This window comes from Nocardioides terrae, from assembly GCF_900112345.1.
In the GTDB taxonomy this organism is placed as follows: domain Bacteria; phylum Actinomycetota; class Actinomycetes; order Propionibacteriales; family Nocardioidaceae; genus Nocardioides; species Nocardioides terrae.
Genome location: NZ_FOLB01000002.1, coordinates 1 through 18236, shown reverse-complemented (window position 1 = coordinate 18236; position 18236 = coordinate 1). Strand labels below are relative to the sequence as shown.

Sequence of the window (18236 nt, the reverse complement as noted above, 5' to 3'; positions counted from 1 at the left end):
TAGACTTGCCGGGTGATCAGGCTCTACGACACCGCGACGGCTGCGGTCCGGGACTTCGTCCCCCTCGAGGAGGGGAAGGCGTCGCTCTACGTCTGTGGCCTGACCGTGCAGTCCGAGCCCCACGTCGGCCACGTGCGCAGCGGCGTCAACTTCGACGTGCTGCAGCGCTGGCTGCGTCATCGCGGCTTCGAGGTGACCTTCATCCGCAACGTCACCGACATCGACGACAAGATCCTCGCCAAGGCCGAGGCGGCGGGCCGGCCGTGGTACGCCCACGCCCAGCTCATGCAGCGCTCGCTCGAGCGGGCCTACGACGCCCTCAACGTGCTGCCGCCGACCTACGAGCCGCTGGCCACCGGGCACGTGCCCGAGATGGTCGAGCTGATCGGGACGCTCATCGAGAAGGGCCACGCCTACGCCGCCACCGACGGCTCCGGCGACGTCTACTTCGACGTGCGGTCGTGGCCGGCGTACGGCGAGCTGACCCGCCAGCGAGTCGACGACATGGAGGCCGCGGCCGACGCCGACCCGCGGGGGAAGCGCGATCCACGCGACTTCGCCCTCTGGAAGGGCCACAAGGAGTCCGAGCCGGCGACCGCGTCGTGGCCGAGCCCGTGGGGCAGGGGCCGGCCGGGCTGGCACATCGAGTGCTCGGCGATGGCGGGCAAGTACCTCGGCCCCGCCTTCGACATCCACGGCGGCGGCCTCGACCTGCGCTTCCCGCACCACGAGAACGAGCAGGCGCAGTCGCGCGCGGCCGGACGGCCGTTCGCGTCGTACTGGATGCACAACGCCTGGATCACGACCGCCGGCGAGAAGATGTCGAAGTCGCTCGGCAACTCGCTCACCATCCCGGCCGTGCTGACCCGGTTCCGCGGCATCGAGCTGCGCTACTACCTCGTCTCGGCCCACTACCGCTCGCACGTCGAGTTCTCCTTCGAGGCGCTCGAGGAGGCCGCGGCCGCCTTCCGGCGGCTGGAGGCGTTCGTGCAGCGTGCGCTCGAGCTCGTCGGCCCGGAGGACGCGGGCGTGGGCTCGGAGCTGCCGACGGCGTTCGTCGCGGCGATGGACGACGACCTCGGGACGCCGGCCGCGATCGCCGTCCTGCACGACACCGTGCGCGAGGGCAACCGCCTCCTGACGGGCGCCGACGGCCGCCCCGACGTGGACGGCGTCCAGGCCGTGCTCGGGTCGGTCGTGCTCATGCTCGACGTGCTGGGCCTCAACCCGGCCGACCCCGTCTGGGGCTCCGACGCCGTGGACGACCAGCTCACCCAGGTCGTGGACGCCCTCGTCCGCGGTCTGCTCGACGAGCGCGCCGCGGCGCGTGCGGCCAAGGACTGGGCCGCCGCCGACGCGGTGCGCGACCGGCTGAAGGCGGCCGGCGTCGAGATCACCGACACCCCCGACGGACCGAAGTGGAGCGTCTGACGCATGCCAGGTAACAGCCAGCGCAAGGGCGCGATCGTCAAGTCCGGCAAGAAGAAGGGCGCCCAGGTCGGCTCCGGCGCCCAGCGTCGCAAGCAGCTCGAGGGCAAGGGCCCGACGCCGAAGGCGAAGGACCGGCCCTACCACAAGGCGCACAAGGCGGCCGAGCTCGCCGGCCGGTCCGCGGCCAAGCGGGACGGCCGGGGCGGCCCCCGCAAGCGCGGGACCTCCGACGCCGAGTGGATCATCGGCCGCAACCCCGTCGTCGAGGCGCTGCGCGAGGGCGTGCCCGTCAACGCGGTCTACGTCGCCGAGGGCGCCGAGCGCGACGGCCGGATGCGCGAGGCGTTCCAGCTCGCCTCCGAGCAGGGCCTCGGACTGCTCGAGGTCGCCAAGACCGAGCTGGACCGGCTCACCGGGTTCAACGGCCACCAGGGACTGGCCGCGCGCATCCCGGCGTACGAGTACGCCCACCCCGACGACCTGCTCGACCGCGCCGACGAGGCCGGCGAGCCGCCGCTCATCGTCGTCGTCGACCACGTCACCGACCCGCGCAACCTCGGCGCGATCGTCCGGTCGGCGGCCGCGTTCGGCGCGCACGGCGTCGTGATCCCGAGCAACCGCGCGGTCGGCATGACCGCCGCCGCGTGGAAGACCTCGGCCGGTGCGGCGGCGCGCATCCCCGTCGCCCAGACCGTGAACCTGACCAGGCAGCTCAAGGCCTACCAGGACGCCGGCTGCATGGTGGTCGGCCTCGACATGGAGTCGGACGTGTCGCTGCCCGACTTCGAGCTCGGCGACGGCCCGCTCGTCGTGGTCGTCGGCGCCGAGGGCGCCGGCCTGGGCCGCCTCGTCACCGAGACGTGCGACCAGATCGTCTCCATCCCGATGGTCAACGCCGTCGAGTCGCTCAACGCCTCGGTGGCGGCGTCCGTCGTGCTCTACGCGGTGGCGCGGGCCCGCGCCTGAGCTCCCACTCAGTGAGGCTGCGCAGGACGCTCACGATCGCGGCGTACGTCGCGGTCTGGGCCGTCCTGAGCGCGCTCGCCTTCCTCATCGTCCTGGCGGGGTCCTCGCGACAGGTCACCGTCTTCTCCCACGACGCGCAGGTGCGTCCAACCTTCACCGGCGCCATCGAGATCCACACCGGCCCGGTCCTGCCCGACGTCCGGATCCCCTCGCACAGCCGACTGGGGCTCGACGTCACGCTGGGCAAGACCGACGTGTCGACCCTCGGCGGCCTCATGCAGCGGTACGCCGTCCTGGCCGGTGCCCCGGAGGGCGAGGAGGCGAAGCTGCGGACGACCGTGCGCGACCTCGTCCTGGATGCCGCGCTGCGCGGCGGGGCGGCCGCCGCGCTACCCCTCCTGGTCTGGCGGGCCCTCGGCGCCCGCCGGCGACGCGAGCTGCTGGCGCACCTGCCGCGCTGGCGAGGCATCGTCGGTGTCGTCGTCGTGGCCGGGCTCGGCGTGGCGCTCTGGCAGCCGTGGGTGGAGGGGCCGTCGGACGGCGACGTGGCGGCGGAGAAGGAGTGGCTGCCGCTGTCGCAGTTCCTCGGGTCGGCGGTCGCACTGCCCACCGACCTGAACGAGGTGGAGGTGCGCGGCGACGTGACCACCGCGCAGACGCGGCGGCTGCTCTCGAGCGCGATCTCGACCTACGACAACAGCAAGGTCTTCTACACCGCCGCCGCCGAGCGGGTCTCCGTCATCGCTCCCGAGCTGCGTCGCCCGGGCAAGGGTGAGACGGCCGTGCTGCTCGTCTCGGACCGACACGACAACGTCGGCATGGACAAGGTCGCGCGGGCCGTCGGCGACGCGGCGGGGGCGAGCGCGGTCCTCGACGCAGGCGACGACACCTCGACGGGCTCGTCGTGGGAGGCGTTCTCGCTGGACTCCCTCGACGCCGCCTTCGACGACATCGACGACCGCTGGGCCGTCGCCGGCAACCACGACAACGGCACCTTCGTCTCGCGCTACCTCGACGACCACGGCTGGACGGTCCTGTCCGGGCAGGTGGTCGACGGCCCCGGCGGGTCGACGCTGCTCGGGACCGCCGACCCGCGCGCCAGCGGGCTCGGCAACTGGCGCGACGAGAAGGGACTGACCTTCGAGGAGGTCGCCTCGCGGCTGGCCGACGCCGCCTGCGACTCCTCCGAGCGGATCTCCACGCTCCTCGTACACGACGCCAACCTGGGTCGGTCGGCGCTCGACCGGGGGTGCGTCGACCTGGTCGTCGGCGGCCACCTGCACCTGCAGGTCGGGCCGAACCGGGTGGTCGGCTCCAACGGCAAGGTCGGCTGGAGCTACACGACCGGCACGACCGGCGGGGCGGCGTACGCCTTCGCGCTGGGGAGCAAGCCGCGTCGTGAGGCGGAGATCTCCGTGCTCACCTACGCGGGCGGCCGGCCGGTCGGGATCCAACCGGTCCGGTTGGAGACCAACGGGGAGTTCCGCGTCGGCGCCTACGTGCCGCTCACCTACTGAGCGCGCCTTGTGAGTGCCAGCGTGACCCCAGGGTCACGCTGGCACTCACCAGGCGCCTCACGCCTCCGGCTCGGCGGCCAGGGCCTCCTCGGGCTTCTGGGTGAGGACCGTGTCGACGTAGCTCCGGGCGGCGTCGAGCAGCCGCACGCTGCGCCCGGCCCGCTCGGACAGGAACCAGCGGTGCACGAGCACCTCGTGGAAGATCTCGGCCGGCGCCAGCTTGCCGCGCAGCTCGGTCGGGACGAGTGCCTGCAGCGGCTCCCAGACCTCGCGGAGCCAGCGCTGCGCGACGACCTCGCGGTCCAGCCGGCCCAGGTCGCGGGAGGAGGTGAAGGCGGCGATGTCGTTGAGCAGGCGACGCGCCTGCTCGTCCTCGGCGACCAGGCCGGTGAGGTTCTGCAGCTCGCGGGCATGGTGGCCGAGCTCGACGACGCGCGGCTGCAGCCGCATCTCGTCGCCGTCGACGTCGGTGACGATGTCGATCTCCTCGACGTCGAAGCCGAGGTCGTTGAGCCGCTCGATGCGCTGCTCGACGCGCCAGCTGTCGTCGGCGGAGAAGGTCTCGGCGGCGGTGAGCTCGGTCCACAGCTGCTCGTAGCGGCTCTGCAGCCGCTCGACGATCGCGTCGGGGTCGATCGTGGAGGCGACCGGAACGGTGCCGCTGGCCATGACGTCCATCAGCTCGGCGAAGACGTTCTCGGTCCCGACCATGACGTCGTACTCGCGCATCTGCTTCGACAGCGACTGGCGCAGCTCGCCGGTCTCGGCGTCCACCAGGTAGGCCGCGAAGCCGCCCGCGTCACGGCGGAAGAGCACGTTGGAGAGGCTGACGTCGCCCCAGTAGAAGTCGGCCAGGTGCAGCCGCACGAGGAGCACCACGAGGGCGTCGACGAGGCTCGGCACCTGCTCGGGCGCCAGGCCGTGCTCGAAGAGGCTGCGATAGGGCAGCGAGAAGCGCAGGTGCTGGGTGACCAGCGCCGCGGGGAGCGGCTCACCGTCGTGGTCGGGGCGGCCGGCGACGACGGCCTGCGGTACGACGGCGGGCAGCTGCATCCGCTGGAGGTCCCTCAGCACGCGGTACTCGCGGAACGCGATGTCCTCCTGGGTCTCCTTCACCGCGTAGACCCGGTCGTGCAGCCGGACGATCCTCACCACGTGGCGCGAGAGGCCGCGCGGGAGCGGCACCACGGTTGCGTCGGGGCGCTCGGCCCACTCCGCGAGCGGGGTGTCCCAAGGGAGCGTCAGGATCGCCGGGTCAGGGCGATTGGCGACGATGCGGAGAGCCACGGCCCTCAGTGTGTCACCCGCCGGCGGTCAGCTGAGCCGCCAGAGGGAGAGGGCCGGCGATTCGGCGTCCGGCACGCTCCCGTCGAACCCGCGCTCGTCTCCCGCCGTGCTCAGCAGCAGGTCGCCGGCGGGCAGGTCGAGCGCGATCGCCGGTCCGGCGGCACGCCGGGCGGCGACCAGGACGGTCTCCTCGGGGTGCTCGCGCACGAAGACGAGCGAGTCGTCGTCGACGTACGCCCAGCGCAGCCCGCCGCGGCGCAGGGCGACGTGCCGGCGACGGAGCGCCGCGAGCGCGCCGTAGGTCTGCAGGGTGGCGGTGTCCCACTCCTCGCGCCGGTGCCAGGGCATCGGCCGGCGGCTGTCCTCGCCGTTGACGCCCTCGAGGCCGAGCTCGTCGCCGGCGAAGAGCATCGGCACGCCCGGCAGCGTGAACTGCAGCCCGGCCGCCAGCCGGTGAACGGCGGGGTCGCCGACCATCGTGCGGATCCGGGCGCTGTCGTGGCTGCTGAGGATGTTCCAGGACTGGGTGGTGGCGCGCCAGCCGTAGCGCGCCCGCCACTCGTCGAGGCTGCGCCGGACCAGTCCACCCGGTCGCTTAGCGACGGCCACCGGGCGGCCGAACGGCCGGGCCTCGGTGGCCTCGGCGCGCAGCCACGACCAGATCGGCCACGAGAAGCCGGAGTAGTTCATCGTGCCGTGCCAGCCGTCGCCGTCGATGTCGGACGAGGCGTCGTGGTTGTGCTCGCCGATGACGAACGTCGCCTCGCGCTGCTCGGCGGCGGTCGCCCGGATGATCCGGGCGACGTCGTGGTTGACGTCGATGTCGCCGAGGCGCCCGGTCATGTTGGCCACGTCGATGCGCCAGCCGTCGACGTCGTACGGCGGCCGCAGCCAGCGGCCGACGACCGAGTCGGCCCCCTCGATCATCACCCGGCGCAGCTCGTCGTTGGCGTGGTTGAGCTTGGGCAGGGTGTGGTGGCCCATCCAGGTCTCGTAGCCCTCGCCCTGGAAGTAGTACCAGTCACGGGTCTGGCCGCCCTGCCGCGCCTGCCGGAACCACTCGTGGGTGTCGCCGGTGTGGTTGGAGGTCAGGTCCCCGAGCAGGCGCCAGCCGCGGTCGTGCACGGCGCGGCTGAGCCGCTGGTAGGCCTCGTCGCCGCCCAGCAGCGGGTCGACGTGCTCGAACGTGCTCGCGTTGTAGCGGTGGTTGCTCTCGCCCGGGAAGACCGGGGTCGTGTAGACGATGTCGGCGCCCACCTCCTCGACGTGGTCGAGGTGGTCCACGACGCCGTCGAGGTCGCCGCCGAAGAACTGCAGCGGCGTGCGCGGGTCGGCGCCCTCGAAGACGACGGTGTCGTCCCACGTCGCCGGCACCGCCCAGTGCGGCGTCTCCCGAGTGTCGGCCTGCGCGGAGCGGGCGAAGCGGTCGGGGAAGATCTGGTAGACCACGCCGTCGCGGGCCCAGTCCGGGGCCGGGTCGTAGGACACCACCTTGAAGTCGAAGGTGTCGCTGCCGTCGTACGACACCTCGCCGGCGGCGGTCAGCCACGTCTGCGTGCCGTCCGTCCGCTCGAGGAGGAAGCGGTAGTGCGTGACCGGGTTGCGCACCGGCAGCCCGCCCCGCCACCACCCCGGCTCCTGGCGGCTCATCTCGTGGTACGTCGGCTCGGCGTCGAAGGTCGTCCGGACCCACATCCGGCCGATCGGGTCGTCGGCGCTCGTCCGGACGCTCACCGTCACGGTGGAGCCGAGTGCCGGGGCCTCGTCGGAGAGGTAGAGCGGGGACCCGTCGTGGTGCGGCTGGCTGAGCAGGTCACCGGGCTGGTCCGTCATGGGTCCATTGAACCCGAGCCGTCGCAGCGCTCCGCACCCCGTAGGATGACCGCCGGCCGCTCGCGGCCATGCCGCCTTGGCGCAATTGGTAGCGCAGCACCCTTGTAATGTGAAGGTTAGGGGTTCAAGTCCCCTAGGCGGCTCGACGGCAGTGTCCTTCGCTTGTCGGTCCGGGTCCGTATGGTCGTCCCATGGCTGAGATCGTGCTGTTCCACCACGCGCTGGGGCTGACGTCCGGTGTGCAGGAGTTCGCGGGTGCCCTGCAGGACGCCGGGCACACCGTGCACACGCCGGACCTCTTCGAGGGTCGGCTCTTCGACGTCGTCGAGGACGGCGTCGCGTTCGCGGCCGAGACGGGCCGCGAGACGCTGGGCGCTCGTGCCGGCGCCGCCGTGGAGTCGCTCCCGCCCGACCTGGTGTACGCCGGCATGTCGATGGGCTGCGCCTATGCGACCCAGCTGCTGCTGACCCGCCCGGGCGGTCGCGGGGCGTTCTACCTCTACGGCGCCGTCGACCCGGCCTGGTGGGAGGCGCGCTGGCCAGCCGGGGTGCCCGCCCAGGCCCACCAGACCGCCGACGACCCGTGGCGCGAGCAGGAGGCGGAGGAGGGCTTCGAGGCACGCGTGCCGGACGCGGAGCTGTTCGTCTACGAGGGCGACACGCACCTCTTCGCCGACCCCAGCACCCAGGACTTCGATCCGGTCGCCGCCGCGCTCGCGATGGAGCGCATCCAGGAGTTCCTCGGAAGGCTTTGAGGCTGGGTGGTCGCGAGACCGTCAGCGGAGCCGGCGTACCTCGAACCTGGTCGGCGGCGTCGCGATCGCGTCCTGCGAGGCGATCAGCTCCAGCTCGCGTCGGCCCGAGGCGAGGGTCTTCTCGAGGATCGCGAACATCGTGTTGGCGGTCAGGCCGAGGGCGGCCTCGGGAGACCGCTTCGAGCGCAGGTGCGCGAGGTAGACCGCCGCTGTCACGTCACCGCCACCGTTCGGGGTGATCGGGAGCAGCGGCGTGGTCACCGCCCAGGCGCCCTCGTCCGAGACCGCCACCATCTCGATCTCCTGCTCGCCCAGCGCCCCGTGCACCACCGAGGTGACGAGCACGTCCCGCGGCCCGGTCGCCCGCACCGTGTCGACCGCGTCGAGGACCTCCTCGAGCGTCGACGTCGAGCGCCTGGCGAGGAAGTCGAGCTCGAAGTGGTTCGGCGTGATGATGTCGGCGGCCGGCACCACCTGGTCGCGCATGAACTCGGGGATGCCCGGCCGGACGAAGAAGCCGCGGCCGACGTCGCCCATCACGGGGTCGCAGCAGTAGACCGCGTCGGGGTTGGCCGCCTTCACCCGGGCGACCGCCTCGAGGACGACGGCGCCGACCGCGGGATCACCCTGGTAACCGGAGAGGACGGCGTCGATCGTCGGGAGGGCGCCCCGGTCCGCGATGCCCTCGATGACCGCTGACACATCGGCCGGTGCGATGAGCGGCCCGCGCCACTCGCCGTAGCCGGTGTGGTTGGAGAAGTTGACCGTGAGGACCGGCCAGATCTCGTGCCCGAGCCGCTGCACCGGGAAGACAGCGGCGGAGTTGCCGACGTAGCCGAAGGCCACGTGGGACTGGATGGAGAGGATCTGCACCCGGCCATCCTGCCGCTCCGCGCCAACGTCGCCTAGGAGCGGGTACGTTCGGTCGGTGACCATGACCTACCGGCCGCTCGGCGACTCCGGCCTGATCGTCAGCACCGTGGGCGTCGGCTGCAACGCCTTCAGCCGTCGCGTCGACCTCGATGGGGTCAAGGACATCCTGTCCGCGGCGCGCGACACCGGCGTCACGTTGCTCGACACCGCCGACATCTACGGCGACCCGCAGGGCGGCTCCGAGGAGCTGCTCGGCGAGGCGCTCGCCGGTCAGCGTGACCACTTCGTGCTCGCGACGAAGTTCGGGATGGACATGAACGGCGGCAACGGCGAGGACTTCGGCGCCCGCGGCTCGCGGCGCTACATCCGCCGTGCCGTCGAGGCATCGCTGCGCCGGCTGCGCACCGACCACATCGACCTCTACCAGCTGCACCGGCCCGACCCGTTGACGCCGATCGAGGAGACGCTCTCCGCGCTCACCGACCTGGTCCGCGAGGGCAAGGTGCTCTACCTCGGCTGCTCCAACTTCGCCGGGTGGCAGATCGCCGACGCCGCCTGGACCTCGCAGACCTCCGGCCTCGAGGCGTTCGTGTCGGTGCAGAACCAGTACTCGCTGCTCACCCGCGACATCGAGGACGAGGTCATCCCGGCGGCCGAGCGGTTCGGCCTCGGCGTGCTCCCGTTCTTCCCGCTCGAGGCCGGCCTGCTCACCGGGAAGTACAAGCGCGGCGAGGCCGCTCCGCCCGGCAGCCGCTTCGCGGTCGAGGCGGGACGGGCCCAGTGGCTCGCGGAGGCGGACTGGGACCGCGTCGAGGCGTTCGAGAGGTACGCCGCCGCGCGGGACCTCTCGCCCCTCGACGTCGCCGTCGCGGGACTCGCGGCGCAGCCCGGGGTCTCCTCGGTCATCTCGGGTGCGACCTCCGGCGACCAGGTGCGCGCCAACGCCGCGGCTTTGCGCTGGGAGCCGACCGCCGAGGACCTCGCCGAGCTGGACGAGATCACCGGCTGACCTGTCAGAGGGTCCAGTCCATGGGCTCGCCGCCCTGCTGCACGAGCAGCTCGTCGACCCGCGAGAACGGCCGGGAGCCGAAGAACCCGCGATGGGCCGACAGCGGCGACGGGTGGACGGACTCCACGCACGGGACGGCGCCGAGCAGCGGCTTGAGCGACTGCGCCTGCCGGCCCCAGAGGATCGCGGCGAGCGGGCCGCCGCGGCCGGCGAGGGCCGTGATCGCGCACTCCGTGATCGCCTCCCACCCCTTCCCCGCGTGGGACGCCGGGGCGCCGGGCCGGACGGTGAGCGCCCTGTTGAGGAGCATGACGCCGCGGTCGGCCCAGGCGGAGAGATCGCCGTGCTCGGGCGGCGTGATGCCGAGGTCGGAGGCGAGCTCGCGGTAGATGTTCTGCAGCGAGGCGGGCAGCGGACGCACGTGCGCCTCGACGGCGAAGGAGAGCCCGATGGGGTGCCCCGGCGTGGGGTAGGGGTCCTGGCCGACCACGAGCACGCGCACCGACCCGAGCGGGCGCTGGAAGGCGCGGAAGATCCGGTCGCCGGCCGGCAGGTAGGGCCGACCCAGCGCCAGCTCGTCCCGCAGGAACCGGCCCATCGCCGCGACCTGCTCGTCGACCGGCGCGAGCGCCGCGGCCCAGTCCTCGGCGACGAGGCCCTGCTCGACCAGCCCGGCGAGCGCGCTCACCGTCGCCGCCCGCTGGGCACCGGGGCGTCGGCGATGGCGAAGCGGGCGCGGTAGACCGCGGGATGGTCGGTGATCCGGTGGACGCGCGCCCCGGTCATGCGGTGGTAGGCACGGATCCGGACGTGACGGTCGACGAGGAGCTGGTCGATCGGGGCGTAGCTGTCGCAGCGGCGGTGGCCGGCCGAGTAGAGCCGTGCCCGATGGGCCCGGCACGCGACCGAGGCACCGGCGTTGAAGTCGCCGGCCATGAACACGGAGAGATCGCTGCCGTGGACGTGGCGCAGGCGACGTACCTCCTCCAGCTCGCGGCGGAGCGCCCGGTCGCGCCAGCGGTCGCGAGGGTTGTGCACCGCGATGACGGCGAGCAGCGCACCGCTCACCCGGTCGCGCAGGACGGCGACGGGAACCGGCGAGCGGCGGCCGCCGTAGGTGAAGGCACGGAACCGGTAGGTCTCGACGACGTCGTAGCCGTCCGTCAGCCAGAAGACGCCGTCGGTGTTCCCGCGGTCCGCGGTGAGGAGGCTGTACTCCGGCGCCGCCTTCCGGAAGGCCGCGACCTGGCTGTGCTCGATCTCCGCGAGGGTACCGAGGTGCACGTCGTCGCGGTGGACGAGCCGGACCAGCCGTCGCATCCTCTCGGCGCCGGGCGCGGCTCCGCCGCGTGCCTCCGTGTGGTGTGCCGCCCACGCGTTGGCCCAGAAGAAGGTGCCGGTGGCGCGCGGAGCGCCGTCTGCACGGGCGGTCCAGACCGGCTGGAGGACGGTCGCAAGGACACCGGTGACGATGAGCAGGACGGCTCGGCGGTGGACGGCGGGCACTCGTCACCTCTCAGGTCGATGAGCGTTCGTTGCGGGATCAGCCTGCCGGACGCACAGTGCCCAGCGCACCTCGGCACCACACGTCCGAGGAGATGTTCACAGACCGGTCGGAGAGCCGTGGCCGAGGGGCCGACGAGTCGTCGCCGCCGGGATGGGTACGGTGCGGTGCATGAGGTTCGGAGTCTTCGTCCCGCAGGGCTGGCGCTATGACCTGGTCGGCATCGACCCGGCCGATCACTGGAGCACGATGCGCGACCTGGTGCGCCGCTTCGACGGCGCTGACGCCTGGGAGTCGGTCTGGGTCTACGACCACTTCCACACCACACCGGAGCCGTCGGACGAGGCCACCCACGAGGCGTGGACGCTGATGGCCGCGTTCGCCGCCGACACCTCCCGCATCCGGCTCGGGCAGATGTGCACCTGCATGGCCTACCGCAACCCGGCCTACCTCGCGAAGGTCGCCGCGACGGTCGACCACGTCTCGGGCGGGCGCATCGAGATGGGCATCGGCGGCGGCTGGTACGAGCACGAGTGGCGCGCCTACGGCTACGGCTTCCCGGGCGCCAAGGAGCGGCTCGGCCGGCTCCGCGAGGGCGTCGAGATCTTCCGCCAGGCCTGGACGACCGGCACCGCGACGCTCGACGGTGACTACTACCAGGTCGACGGCGCGATCTGCCGCCCGCTGCCGCTGCAGACCGCGCCCAGCGGGATCCCGCTGTGGATCGCGGGCGGCGGCGAGAAGGTCACCCTCAAGATCGCGGCGCAATACGCCGACTACACGAACTTCGACGGGTCGCCGGACGGCTTCGCGCACAAGTCGGCGCTGCTCGAGGAGCACTGCCGGACGCTCGGCCGGGACTTCGGCGAGATCACCCGCTCCGCCAACTACAACACCTTCATCGGCTCGACCGAGGCCGAGGTCGCCGACCGCAAGGCGCGCTTCACCGACCACTTCAGGAAGGCGCTCGGCGAGCAGCGCGGTCAGGAGTACGCCGACCAGGCGATCTCGGGCGCGCTGGCCGGCACGCCCGAGCAGATCGTCGAACGGCTCTCCGCCGTGCGCGACCTCGGCATGGCCTACTACATCGGCTACTTCCCGGAGCTCGCCTACGACACCTCGGGCGTGGAGCTCTTCGAGCGCGAGGTCATCCCCGCACTCGCCTGAACCCTTGAGCGCCTCGGCCACCCCTGGGTGGTCGAGGCGCTCAAGGGTCAGCGCGTCGGCCGGGCGAGCCGGTCGAGGAACGCCACCAGCACCGCCTCGCGGGTGGCCGGCGAGGCGAGGTCGAGCAGCGCGTTCACGGGTGCCATCCGGTCGGGGAGCGCGGTGTCGCCGCCCGCTCCGCCGTCGAGGCCGGCGAAGGCGAGCAGACCGTCGAACTCCTCGTCGGTCAGGCTCGCGGCGTCGAGCGACCGCACGAAGCCGGCGACGCCGGGGTCGACCGCGACCGGCCCGGCCGCCACCGCGGCGGCGACCGCCTCGCCGAGCGCGGTCAGGAAGTCCGGGACGTGCGGCAGCGTGGCCGCCGAGAGCGACAGGTGCACGGTGGCCGGGAGCCCGGCGAAGGACAGCTGCGGCTGGACGTACCAGCCGCGCGCGACCAGCTCGTCGGTGAGCGTGAACGGGTCGAGCGAGTCGTCGGTGGCGATCGCGACCAGGGTGGAGTCCGGCCGGGCCACGAGCCGCAGTGCGGGCTGCTGCGCGATGCCGGCCACCACCAGGTCGACCGCCTCGAAGACCTGGGCGGCCAGGGCGGCGTACCCGTCCGGCCCGATGGCCTGCGTGACGGCCCAGGCGCCGGCGAGCGGACCGCCGGACTTCGTCGACTGCAGCGTCGAGTTGAGCATCGTGTAGCCGGGCCACGCGGCGGAGGCGAAGTACTGCGGCCGGCGCAGCGCGGTCGTGCGGTGCAGGAGCAGTGACGTGCCCTTCGGCGCGTAGGCGTACTTGTGGGTGTCCACCGAGATCGACGTGACGCCGTCGACCGCGAAGGTCCACGGCGGCACCGGCCGGCCGAGCCGGGCGGCGAACGGCAGCACCCAGCCGCCGATGCAGGCGTCGACGTGGCAGCGCACGCCGGCTGCGGCGGCGGCACCCGCGATCTCGGCCACGGGGTCGACCACGCCGTGCGCGTACGACGGCGCGCTGGCCACCACGAGGACGGTGCTCCGATCGATGGCGGCGGCCATCGCGGCGGCGTCCGCACGGAAGTCGGCGCCGACCGGGACGACGACCGCCTCGACGCCGAAGTAGTGGGCCGCCTTGTGGAAGGCGGCATGCGCGGTCGACGCGATCACCATGCGGGGCCGGGCGATCTCCGGGCAGGCGTCGCGGGCGCCTTGCACGGCCAGCAGCACCGACTCGGTGCCGCCGCTGGTCACCGTCCCGACCGCGGTGGCCGGCGCGTCGAGCAGCGTGCAGGCGTAGCCGACCAGCTCGTTCTCCATGCGCAGCAGGCTCGGGAAGGCGGTGGGGTCCAGGCCGTTGGAGCCGGCGTAGGCGGCGACCGCCTCCCGGCCGATCGCGTCGACGTCGGGCAGGCCGGAGTCGTAGACGTAGGCGAGCGTCCGGCCGCCGTGGACGGGCAGGTCGGCCGCCTGCAGGGCGCGGAGACGGTCCAGCGGATCGCTCGTCGGGTCGGTCATGGGCCGACTCTCTCAGAGGTGGCGACCGTGTCGGCGGTGATCGAGTAGTGCCGCAGCCACCAGAGGCTCGCCACGACCAGCGCGGCGGGCACCAGCCCGAACCCGAGCGTGATCGCGGTGAGCGCCGAGTCGGGCTGCGCCGTGCCACCGGTCGTCGAGGAGCGGTAGCCGCCGACCGCGAGGACCAGCGCGAAGAGCCCCGGCCCCAGCGCGAGGCCCAGCGTCTCGCCGGCGGTCCAGACGCCGGTGTAGACACCGACCCGCGACGACCCGGTGCGGCGGGCGTCCACGGCCGCGGCGTCGGGCAGCATCGCCATCGGGAACATCTGGCAGCCGGCGTACCCCACCCCCGCCAGCGCGGTGAACGCGAAGACGACGGGCAGCGGCGCCACCTGCGCGGTCGCTGTGCCCAGGGCGCCGAGCGCGAGCAGGACGGATGACCACGAGTAGCCGACGCGCTTCCCGACCCGCTCCCCGACCCGCGCCCAGGCGGGCGTGAGCAGGAGGGCCGGGCCGACGAAGCACAGGAAGAGCACCGTGGAGGCGGCCTTGCGGTCCAGGACGTCGGAGGCGAGGTAGTCGACGCCGGCCAACATCGCGCCGGTCGCGAGCGCCTGCACCACGAAGGTGGTGAGCAGCAGCCGGAAGTCCCGGGCGCCGCCCACGATGCGGAGCTGGTCGCGCAGCCCGCCCGCGCCCGCGGTCACGGTCCGGACGGGGGCACGGCGCGTGCCGGCGTACGCCGAGAGGACACCGACCAGCATCAGGCCGGCCATCAGCAGGCCCATCACGCGGTAGCCGTCGCGACCTCCCACGGCGTCGCGGACCGCGGGCGCGGTGCCGCCCGCCACCAGGATGGTCAGCGCGAGGATGGCGACCCGCCAGGTCATCAGCCGGGTGCGCTCGTCGTAGGAGTCGGTGAGCTCGGCGGGCATGGCGACGTAGGGCACCTGGAAGAACGCGTAGGCCGTCGCGGTGGCCAGGAAGACCAGCAGCACCCAGGCCGCCTCGGCCGCCAGCGGCATCGTCGGAGCCGCGAAGAGGAGCGCGAAGCCGAGCGCCAGGCCGATCCCGCCGCGCAGCAGCCACGGCCGACGCGGGCCGCGCGGGTCGACGGTCCGGTCCGAGAGGCGTCCGGCGTAGGGGTTGAGCACGACGTCCCACGCCTTCGGCAGCAGCACGATCGCGCCGGCCAGCAGGGCCGCGACGCCGAGGGTGTCGGTCAGGTAGGGCAGCAGCATCAGCCCCGGCACGGTTCCGAACGCGCCGGTCGCGACCGATCCTGAGCCGTAGCCGGCCCGGACGCTCCGGGGCAGCGCGGTCGGGGGCGGCGTCATGGCGGCAAGGTATCGGCCCGCGTCGCGACCCGCCGGGAGACACCCGGGCCGGGTGGCTAGGCCGGGTAGACGACACCCAGCTGGCGACGGATCTCGTCCATCTGCCCGAGGACGGTGAGGGTCTGCGCGTGCGGCACCAGCGGGCTCTCGAGCAGCCCGGCGCGCACGCACCGGCCGGCCTCGAGGGCCTCGTTGCCGTAGCCCTGGCCGATCAGCGGCTCCACCCCGTCCAGCTTCACCGGGTCGCCGCCGTGCGGCGTGAAGGTGATCCGCGTGGGCCGGAAGACGACGTCGACGTCGATGCGGCCGAGGTCGGTGGCGACGGTGGCGGTGCCCGGGCTCCACGAGCTCATCGAGGCGGTGAGCGCGGCGACCGCCCCGGCCGGGTAGCGGCCCGCGATCGCGACGTCCATGTCGAAGCTGCCCCCTGCCCCTGGGCGGACGTCGCCCGTGGCCACCAGCCGCTCGGCCCGCCCGAGGACGAGGTGGGCGAAGGTCAGTGGGTAGATGCCCATGTCGAGCAGCGCACCGGCGCCCAGGGCCGGGTCGAACATCCGCGAGGTCGGATCCGCATCGACGCGGGAGCCGAGGTCGGCGTGGACCTGGCGGGGTGTCCCGAAGCGGCCCTCGCGCATGCCCGCGAGCAGGCAGCGCACGAGCGGATGGGTGGCCGTCCACATCGCCTCCATGAGCAGCAGCCCACGTTCGGCGGCGAGCGCGATGAGGGTCTCGGCATCGCCGGTGGAGAGCGTGAGCGGCTTCTCGCACAGCACGTGCTTGCCGGCCTCGAGCGCCAGCCGGGCGTTGTCGAGGTGGAGGGCGTGCGGCGTCGCGACATAGACCACCTCGACGTCCGGGTCGCCGACGAGCTCCTCGTAGGAGCCGTGGGCGCGGGGGAGCGGACCGTGGCCGGCGTACTCCTGGGCGAAGGCGGCGGCGCTCTCCGCCGTCCGCGAGCCGACGGCGACGAGCTCTGCGCCCGGTGTGGCGACGAGGTCGCGGGCGAAGGCGTGCGCGATGGCGCCGGTGGCGAGGATGCCCCAGCGGACGGGCTCGGTGGTCATGGGCCGCCAACGTAGTGCCCGGTCGAGAGAGAGCGTGACTGGTCTCACATTGTGGAAGCGCTCCCACTTTCAATCGTCAGATGATTGACAGCACGGGTGGCGCGTGTCACGGTGTGCGCCGACCCGCCAAATGGAAGCGCTCCCACTTTCGGGACGGAGCGAGGCCCAAGCCGGTCGGGAACCCGTGTGAACCAAGGCAGGAGCAAACCCCGTGCGCATTCCAAACCCCGGATCGGCCCGCCGGTCCTCGCTGGCCCGCAAGGGCCTGGCCGTCGCTGCGGCGACCGCCATGGTCGTCGGCCTCGCGGCCTGCGGCAGCAGTGACGGCGACTCGTCGGCGTCGCAGAAGAGCCTCGACAAGAACGAGAAGCTGACCATCACCACCTTCGGTGAGTTCGGCTACGACAAGCTGATCGACGAGTGGAACTCCGGTGACCACCCGTTCAAGGTCGAGCAGCGCAAGATCGGCAAGTGGGACGACTGGAAGGTCGAGCTGACCACCAAGCTCCAGGCCGGCAACGGTCTGCCCGACGTCGTCGCCGTCGAGGGCGACATGATCCCCGCGATCGTGCAGAACGCGGACAGCTTCGTCGACCTGAGCGGCCCCGACGTCGACGGCCGCTGGCTGAAGTTCAAGAGCGACGCCGCGACCACCGACGACGGCAAGCTGGTCGGCTACGCGACCGACGCCGGCCCCGAGGGCGTCTGCTACCGCAAGGACCTCTTCGCCAAGGCCGGCCTGCCGACCGACCGCGCCGAGGTCGCCAAGCTGATGACGACGTGGGACGACTACTTCGCCCTCGGCGACAAGTACGTCAAGGCCATGCCGAAGAGCAAGTGGTTCGACTCCTCCTCCGGCATCGCCCAGGCGATGCTCAACCAGGTCGAGTTCCCCTTCGAGAAGGCCGACAACACGATCGACATCTCGAGCCCGGAGCTCCGGAAGGTCTACGACACGGTCACCAAGGAGCACCTGAACCTCTCCACCCGGAACAAGATCTGGGAGGCGGACTGGACCGCGTCGTTCCAGAACGACGGCTTCGCCACGATCATGTGCCCGGGCTGGATGCGGGCCAACATCGAGACCAACGCCAACGGCACGGGCACCTGGGACATCGCCGACGCCTTCCCCGGCGGCGGCGGCAACTGGGGCGGCTCCTACCTGACCGTCCCGACGCAGTCCAAGCACCAGGAGCAGGCCAAGGAGTTCGCGGCCTGGATCACCGCTCCGGAGCAGCAGGCCAAGGCGTTCGAGGCTGCCGGCAACTTCCCGAGCCAGGTCAAGGCGCTCGACGACCCGGCCGTCACCGGCTTCACCACTCCGCTCTTCGGTGACGCGCCCTACGGGCAGATCCTCTCGAACCGTGCGAAGGCGATCACCGTCCAGCCGCACCACGGCCCGAAGTACTCCGACATCCTCGGCGAGTTCCAGGCGGCCATCGACCGCGTGGACGAGGGTTCGGCCAAGCCCGACGACTCCTGGAAGAAGTTCCAGGACGCCGTCGGTGCGATGTGAGCTGACGACCTCTCCCGCATCGCATGACTGAGCATTCGACACTCCCGACCGGGGACGCCGCCACCGCGGCGCCCCCGGCCGGGGGCATCCCCGACATCCGCCACGAAGGCCGCGCCACGATGCTGCGGCCGACGTGGCGTGAACGACGTTCGCGGTGGGACGTGAGGGTCTCGCCCTACCTCTACGTCTCGCCGTTCTTCGTCCTGTTCGCGGTGATCGGCCTGTTCCCGCTGGGCTACACCGCCTACCTGTCCCTCTACGACTGGCAGCCGCTGGCTTCCCACAAGGGCGCGTTCTTGGGCCTGGAGAACTACTCCAAGGTGCTGGGCGACCCGGTCTTCACCAAGGCCCTGGTCAACACCATCAGCATCTTCCTGCTCTCCTCGGTCCCGCAGGTGATCATCGCCGTGGTGATCGCGGCTCTGCTCGACAACCGGCTGCGGGGCAGCACCCTGTGGCGGATGTCGGTGCTGCTGCCCTTCGTCGCGGCCCCGGC

Annotated in this window: 16 protein-coding genes and 1 tRNA gene; 9 read left to right on the top strand and 8 right to left on the bottom strand. The window is 72.4% G+C overall.

What is annotated here, in order from left to right:
* The first annotated feature begins 12 nt into the window (after positions 1-12).
* From cysS to BM236_RS02905, 3 genes are read left to right on the top strand one after another with little or no spacing between them, the layout of a single operon-like run.
* Positions 13-1431 carry a cysteine--tRNA ligase gene (gene cysS, locus BM236_RS02915; RefSeq protein ID WP_091120051.1) on the top strand — a complete coding sequence of 473 codons (1419 nt, stop codon included), beginning with the start codon at positions 13-15 and terminating at the stop codon, positions 1429-1431.
* 3 nt (positions 1432-1434) lie between these two features.
* A complete protein-coding gene (gene rlmB, locus BM236_RS02910) occupies positions 1435-2397 on the top strand; it encodes a 23S rRNA (guanosine(2251)-2'-O)-methyltransferase RlmB (RefSeq protein ID WP_091120049.1) in 963 nt (320 codons plus the stop codon).
* 11 nt (positions 2398-2408) lie between these two features.
* A complete protein-coding gene (locus BM236_RS02905) occupies positions 2409-3914 on the top strand; it encodes a metallophosphoesterase (protein ID WP_245750104.1) in 1506 nt (501 codons plus the stop codon).
* Between the two features lie 57 nt (positions 3915-3971).
* On the opposite strand, the gene BM236_RS02900 is transcribed toward BM236_RS02905, so the two are convergent.
* Both BM236_RS02900 and BM236_RS02895 read right to left on the bottom strand, forming a co-directional pair.
* The gene (locus BM236_RS02900; protein ID WP_091120046.1) at positions 3972-5201 is read right to left on the bottom strand and encodes a DUF4032 domain-containing protein; all 1230 of its coding nucleotides are present in this window, start codon (positions 5199-5201) and stop codon (positions 3972-3974) included.
* A 27-nt stretch (positions 5202-5228) separates the two neighbouring features.
* The gene (locus BM236_RS02895) at positions 5229-7034 is read right to left on the bottom strand and encodes an alpha-amylase family glycosyl hydrolase (RefSeq protein WP_217645215.1); all 1806 of its coding nucleotides are present in this window, start codon (positions 7032-7034) and stop codon (positions 5229-5231) included.
* Between the two features lie 70 nt (positions 7035-7104).
* On the opposite strand from BM236_RS02895, the gene BM236_RS02890 reads away from it, so the two are divergent.
* Both BM236_RS02890 and BM236_RS02885 read left to right on the top strand, forming a co-directional pair.
* Positions 7105-7177, top strand: a tRNA-Thr gene (locus BM236_RS02890).
* A gap of 48 nt (positions 7178-7225) precedes the next feature.
* Positions 7226-7789: a dienelactone hydrolase family protein gene (locus BM236_RS02885; protein WP_091120045.1), complete on the top strand. Its 564-nt coding sequence runs from the start codon at positions 7226-7228 to the stop codon at positions 7787-7789.
* Between the two features lie 21 nt (positions 7790-7810).
* Here the strand turns inward: BM236_RS02885 and pdxY are convergent, their stop codons facing one another.
* Positions 7811-8662, bottom strand: a complete 852-nt coding sequence (gene pdxY / locus BM236_RS02880; protein WP_091120042.1) for a pyridoxal kinase PdxY — start codon at positions 8660-8662, stop codon at positions 7811-7813.
* 61 nt (positions 8663-8723) lie between these two features.
* Between pdxY and BM236_RS02875 the strand changes: the two genes are divergently transcribed.
* A complete protein-coding gene (locus tag BM236_RS02875) occupies positions 8724-9671 on the top strand; it encodes an aldo/keto reductase (RefSeq protein ID WP_091120750.1) in 948 nt (315 codons plus the stop codon).
* 4 nt (positions 9672-9675) lie between these two features.
* On the opposite strand, the gene BM236_RS02870 is transcribed toward BM236_RS02875, so the two are convergent.
* The gene (locus BM236_RS02870; protein ID WP_425434182.1) at positions 9676-10269 is read right to left on the bottom strand and encodes a uracil-DNA glycosylase; all 594 of its coding nucleotides are present in this window, start codon (positions 10267-10269) and stop codon (positions 9676-9678) included.
* An 86-nt stretch (positions 10270-10355) separates the two neighbouring features.
* A complete protein-coding gene (locus BM236_RS02865) occupies positions 10356-11177 on the bottom strand; it encodes an endonuclease/exonuclease/phosphatase family protein (protein WP_091120037.1) in 822 nt (273 codons plus the stop codon).
* A gap of 169 nt (positions 11178-11346) precedes the next feature.
* Here BM236_RS02865 and BM236_RS02860 point away from each other — a divergent pair, with 169 nt between their 5' ends.
* On the top strand, positions 11347-12342 hold the full coding sequence (locus tag BM236_RS02860) for an LLM class F420-dependent oxidoreductase (RefSeq protein ID WP_091120035.1): 996 nt from the start codon (positions 11347-11349) through the stop codon (positions 12340-12342).
* A gap of 47 nt (positions 12343-12389) precedes the next feature.
* Here the strand turns inward: BM236_RS02860 and BM236_RS02855 are convergent, their stop codons facing one another.
* Genes BM236_RS02855 through BM236_RS02845 form a run of 3 tightly spaced genes read right to left on the bottom strand, consistent with a single transcriptional unit; the run spans position 12390 to position 16224 of the window.
* The gene (locus BM236_RS02855) at positions 12390-13823 is read right to left on the bottom strand and encodes a pyridoxal phosphate-dependent decarboxylase family protein (protein ID WP_091120032.1); all 1434 of its coding nucleotides are present in this window, start codon (positions 13821-13823) and stop codon (positions 12390-12392) included.
* A complete protein-coding gene (locus tag BM236_RS02850; RefSeq protein ID WP_091120030.1) occupies positions 13820-15160 on the bottom strand; it encodes an MFS transporter in 1341 nt (446 codons plus the stop codon). The genes BM236_RS02855 and BM236_RS02850 overlap by 4 nt, the downstream gene beginning before the upstream one ends.
* A 56-nt stretch (positions 15161-15216) precedes the next feature.
* A complete protein-coding gene (locus BM236_RS02845) occupies positions 15217-16224 on the bottom strand; it encodes a Gfo/Idh/MocA family protein (protein ID WP_091120028.1) in 1008 nt (335 codons plus the stop codon).
* 211 nt (positions 16225-16435) lie between these two features.
* Here BM236_RS02845 and BM236_RS02840 point away from each other — a divergent pair, with 211 nt between their 5' ends.
* Together BM236_RS02840 and BM236_RS02835 are read left to right on the top strand one after the other, a co-directional pair.
* Entirely contained in the window at positions 16436-17740 is a 1305-nt protein-coding gene (locus BM236_RS02840; RefSeq protein ID WP_217645214.1) for an ABC transporter substrate-binding protein, read from the top strand.
* A 23-nt stretch (positions 17741-17763) separates the two neighbouring features.
* The coding region (locus BM236_RS02835; protein ID WP_139230011.1) for a carbohydrate ABC transporter permease at positions 17764-18236 on the top strand (473 nt) is incomplete at its 3' end.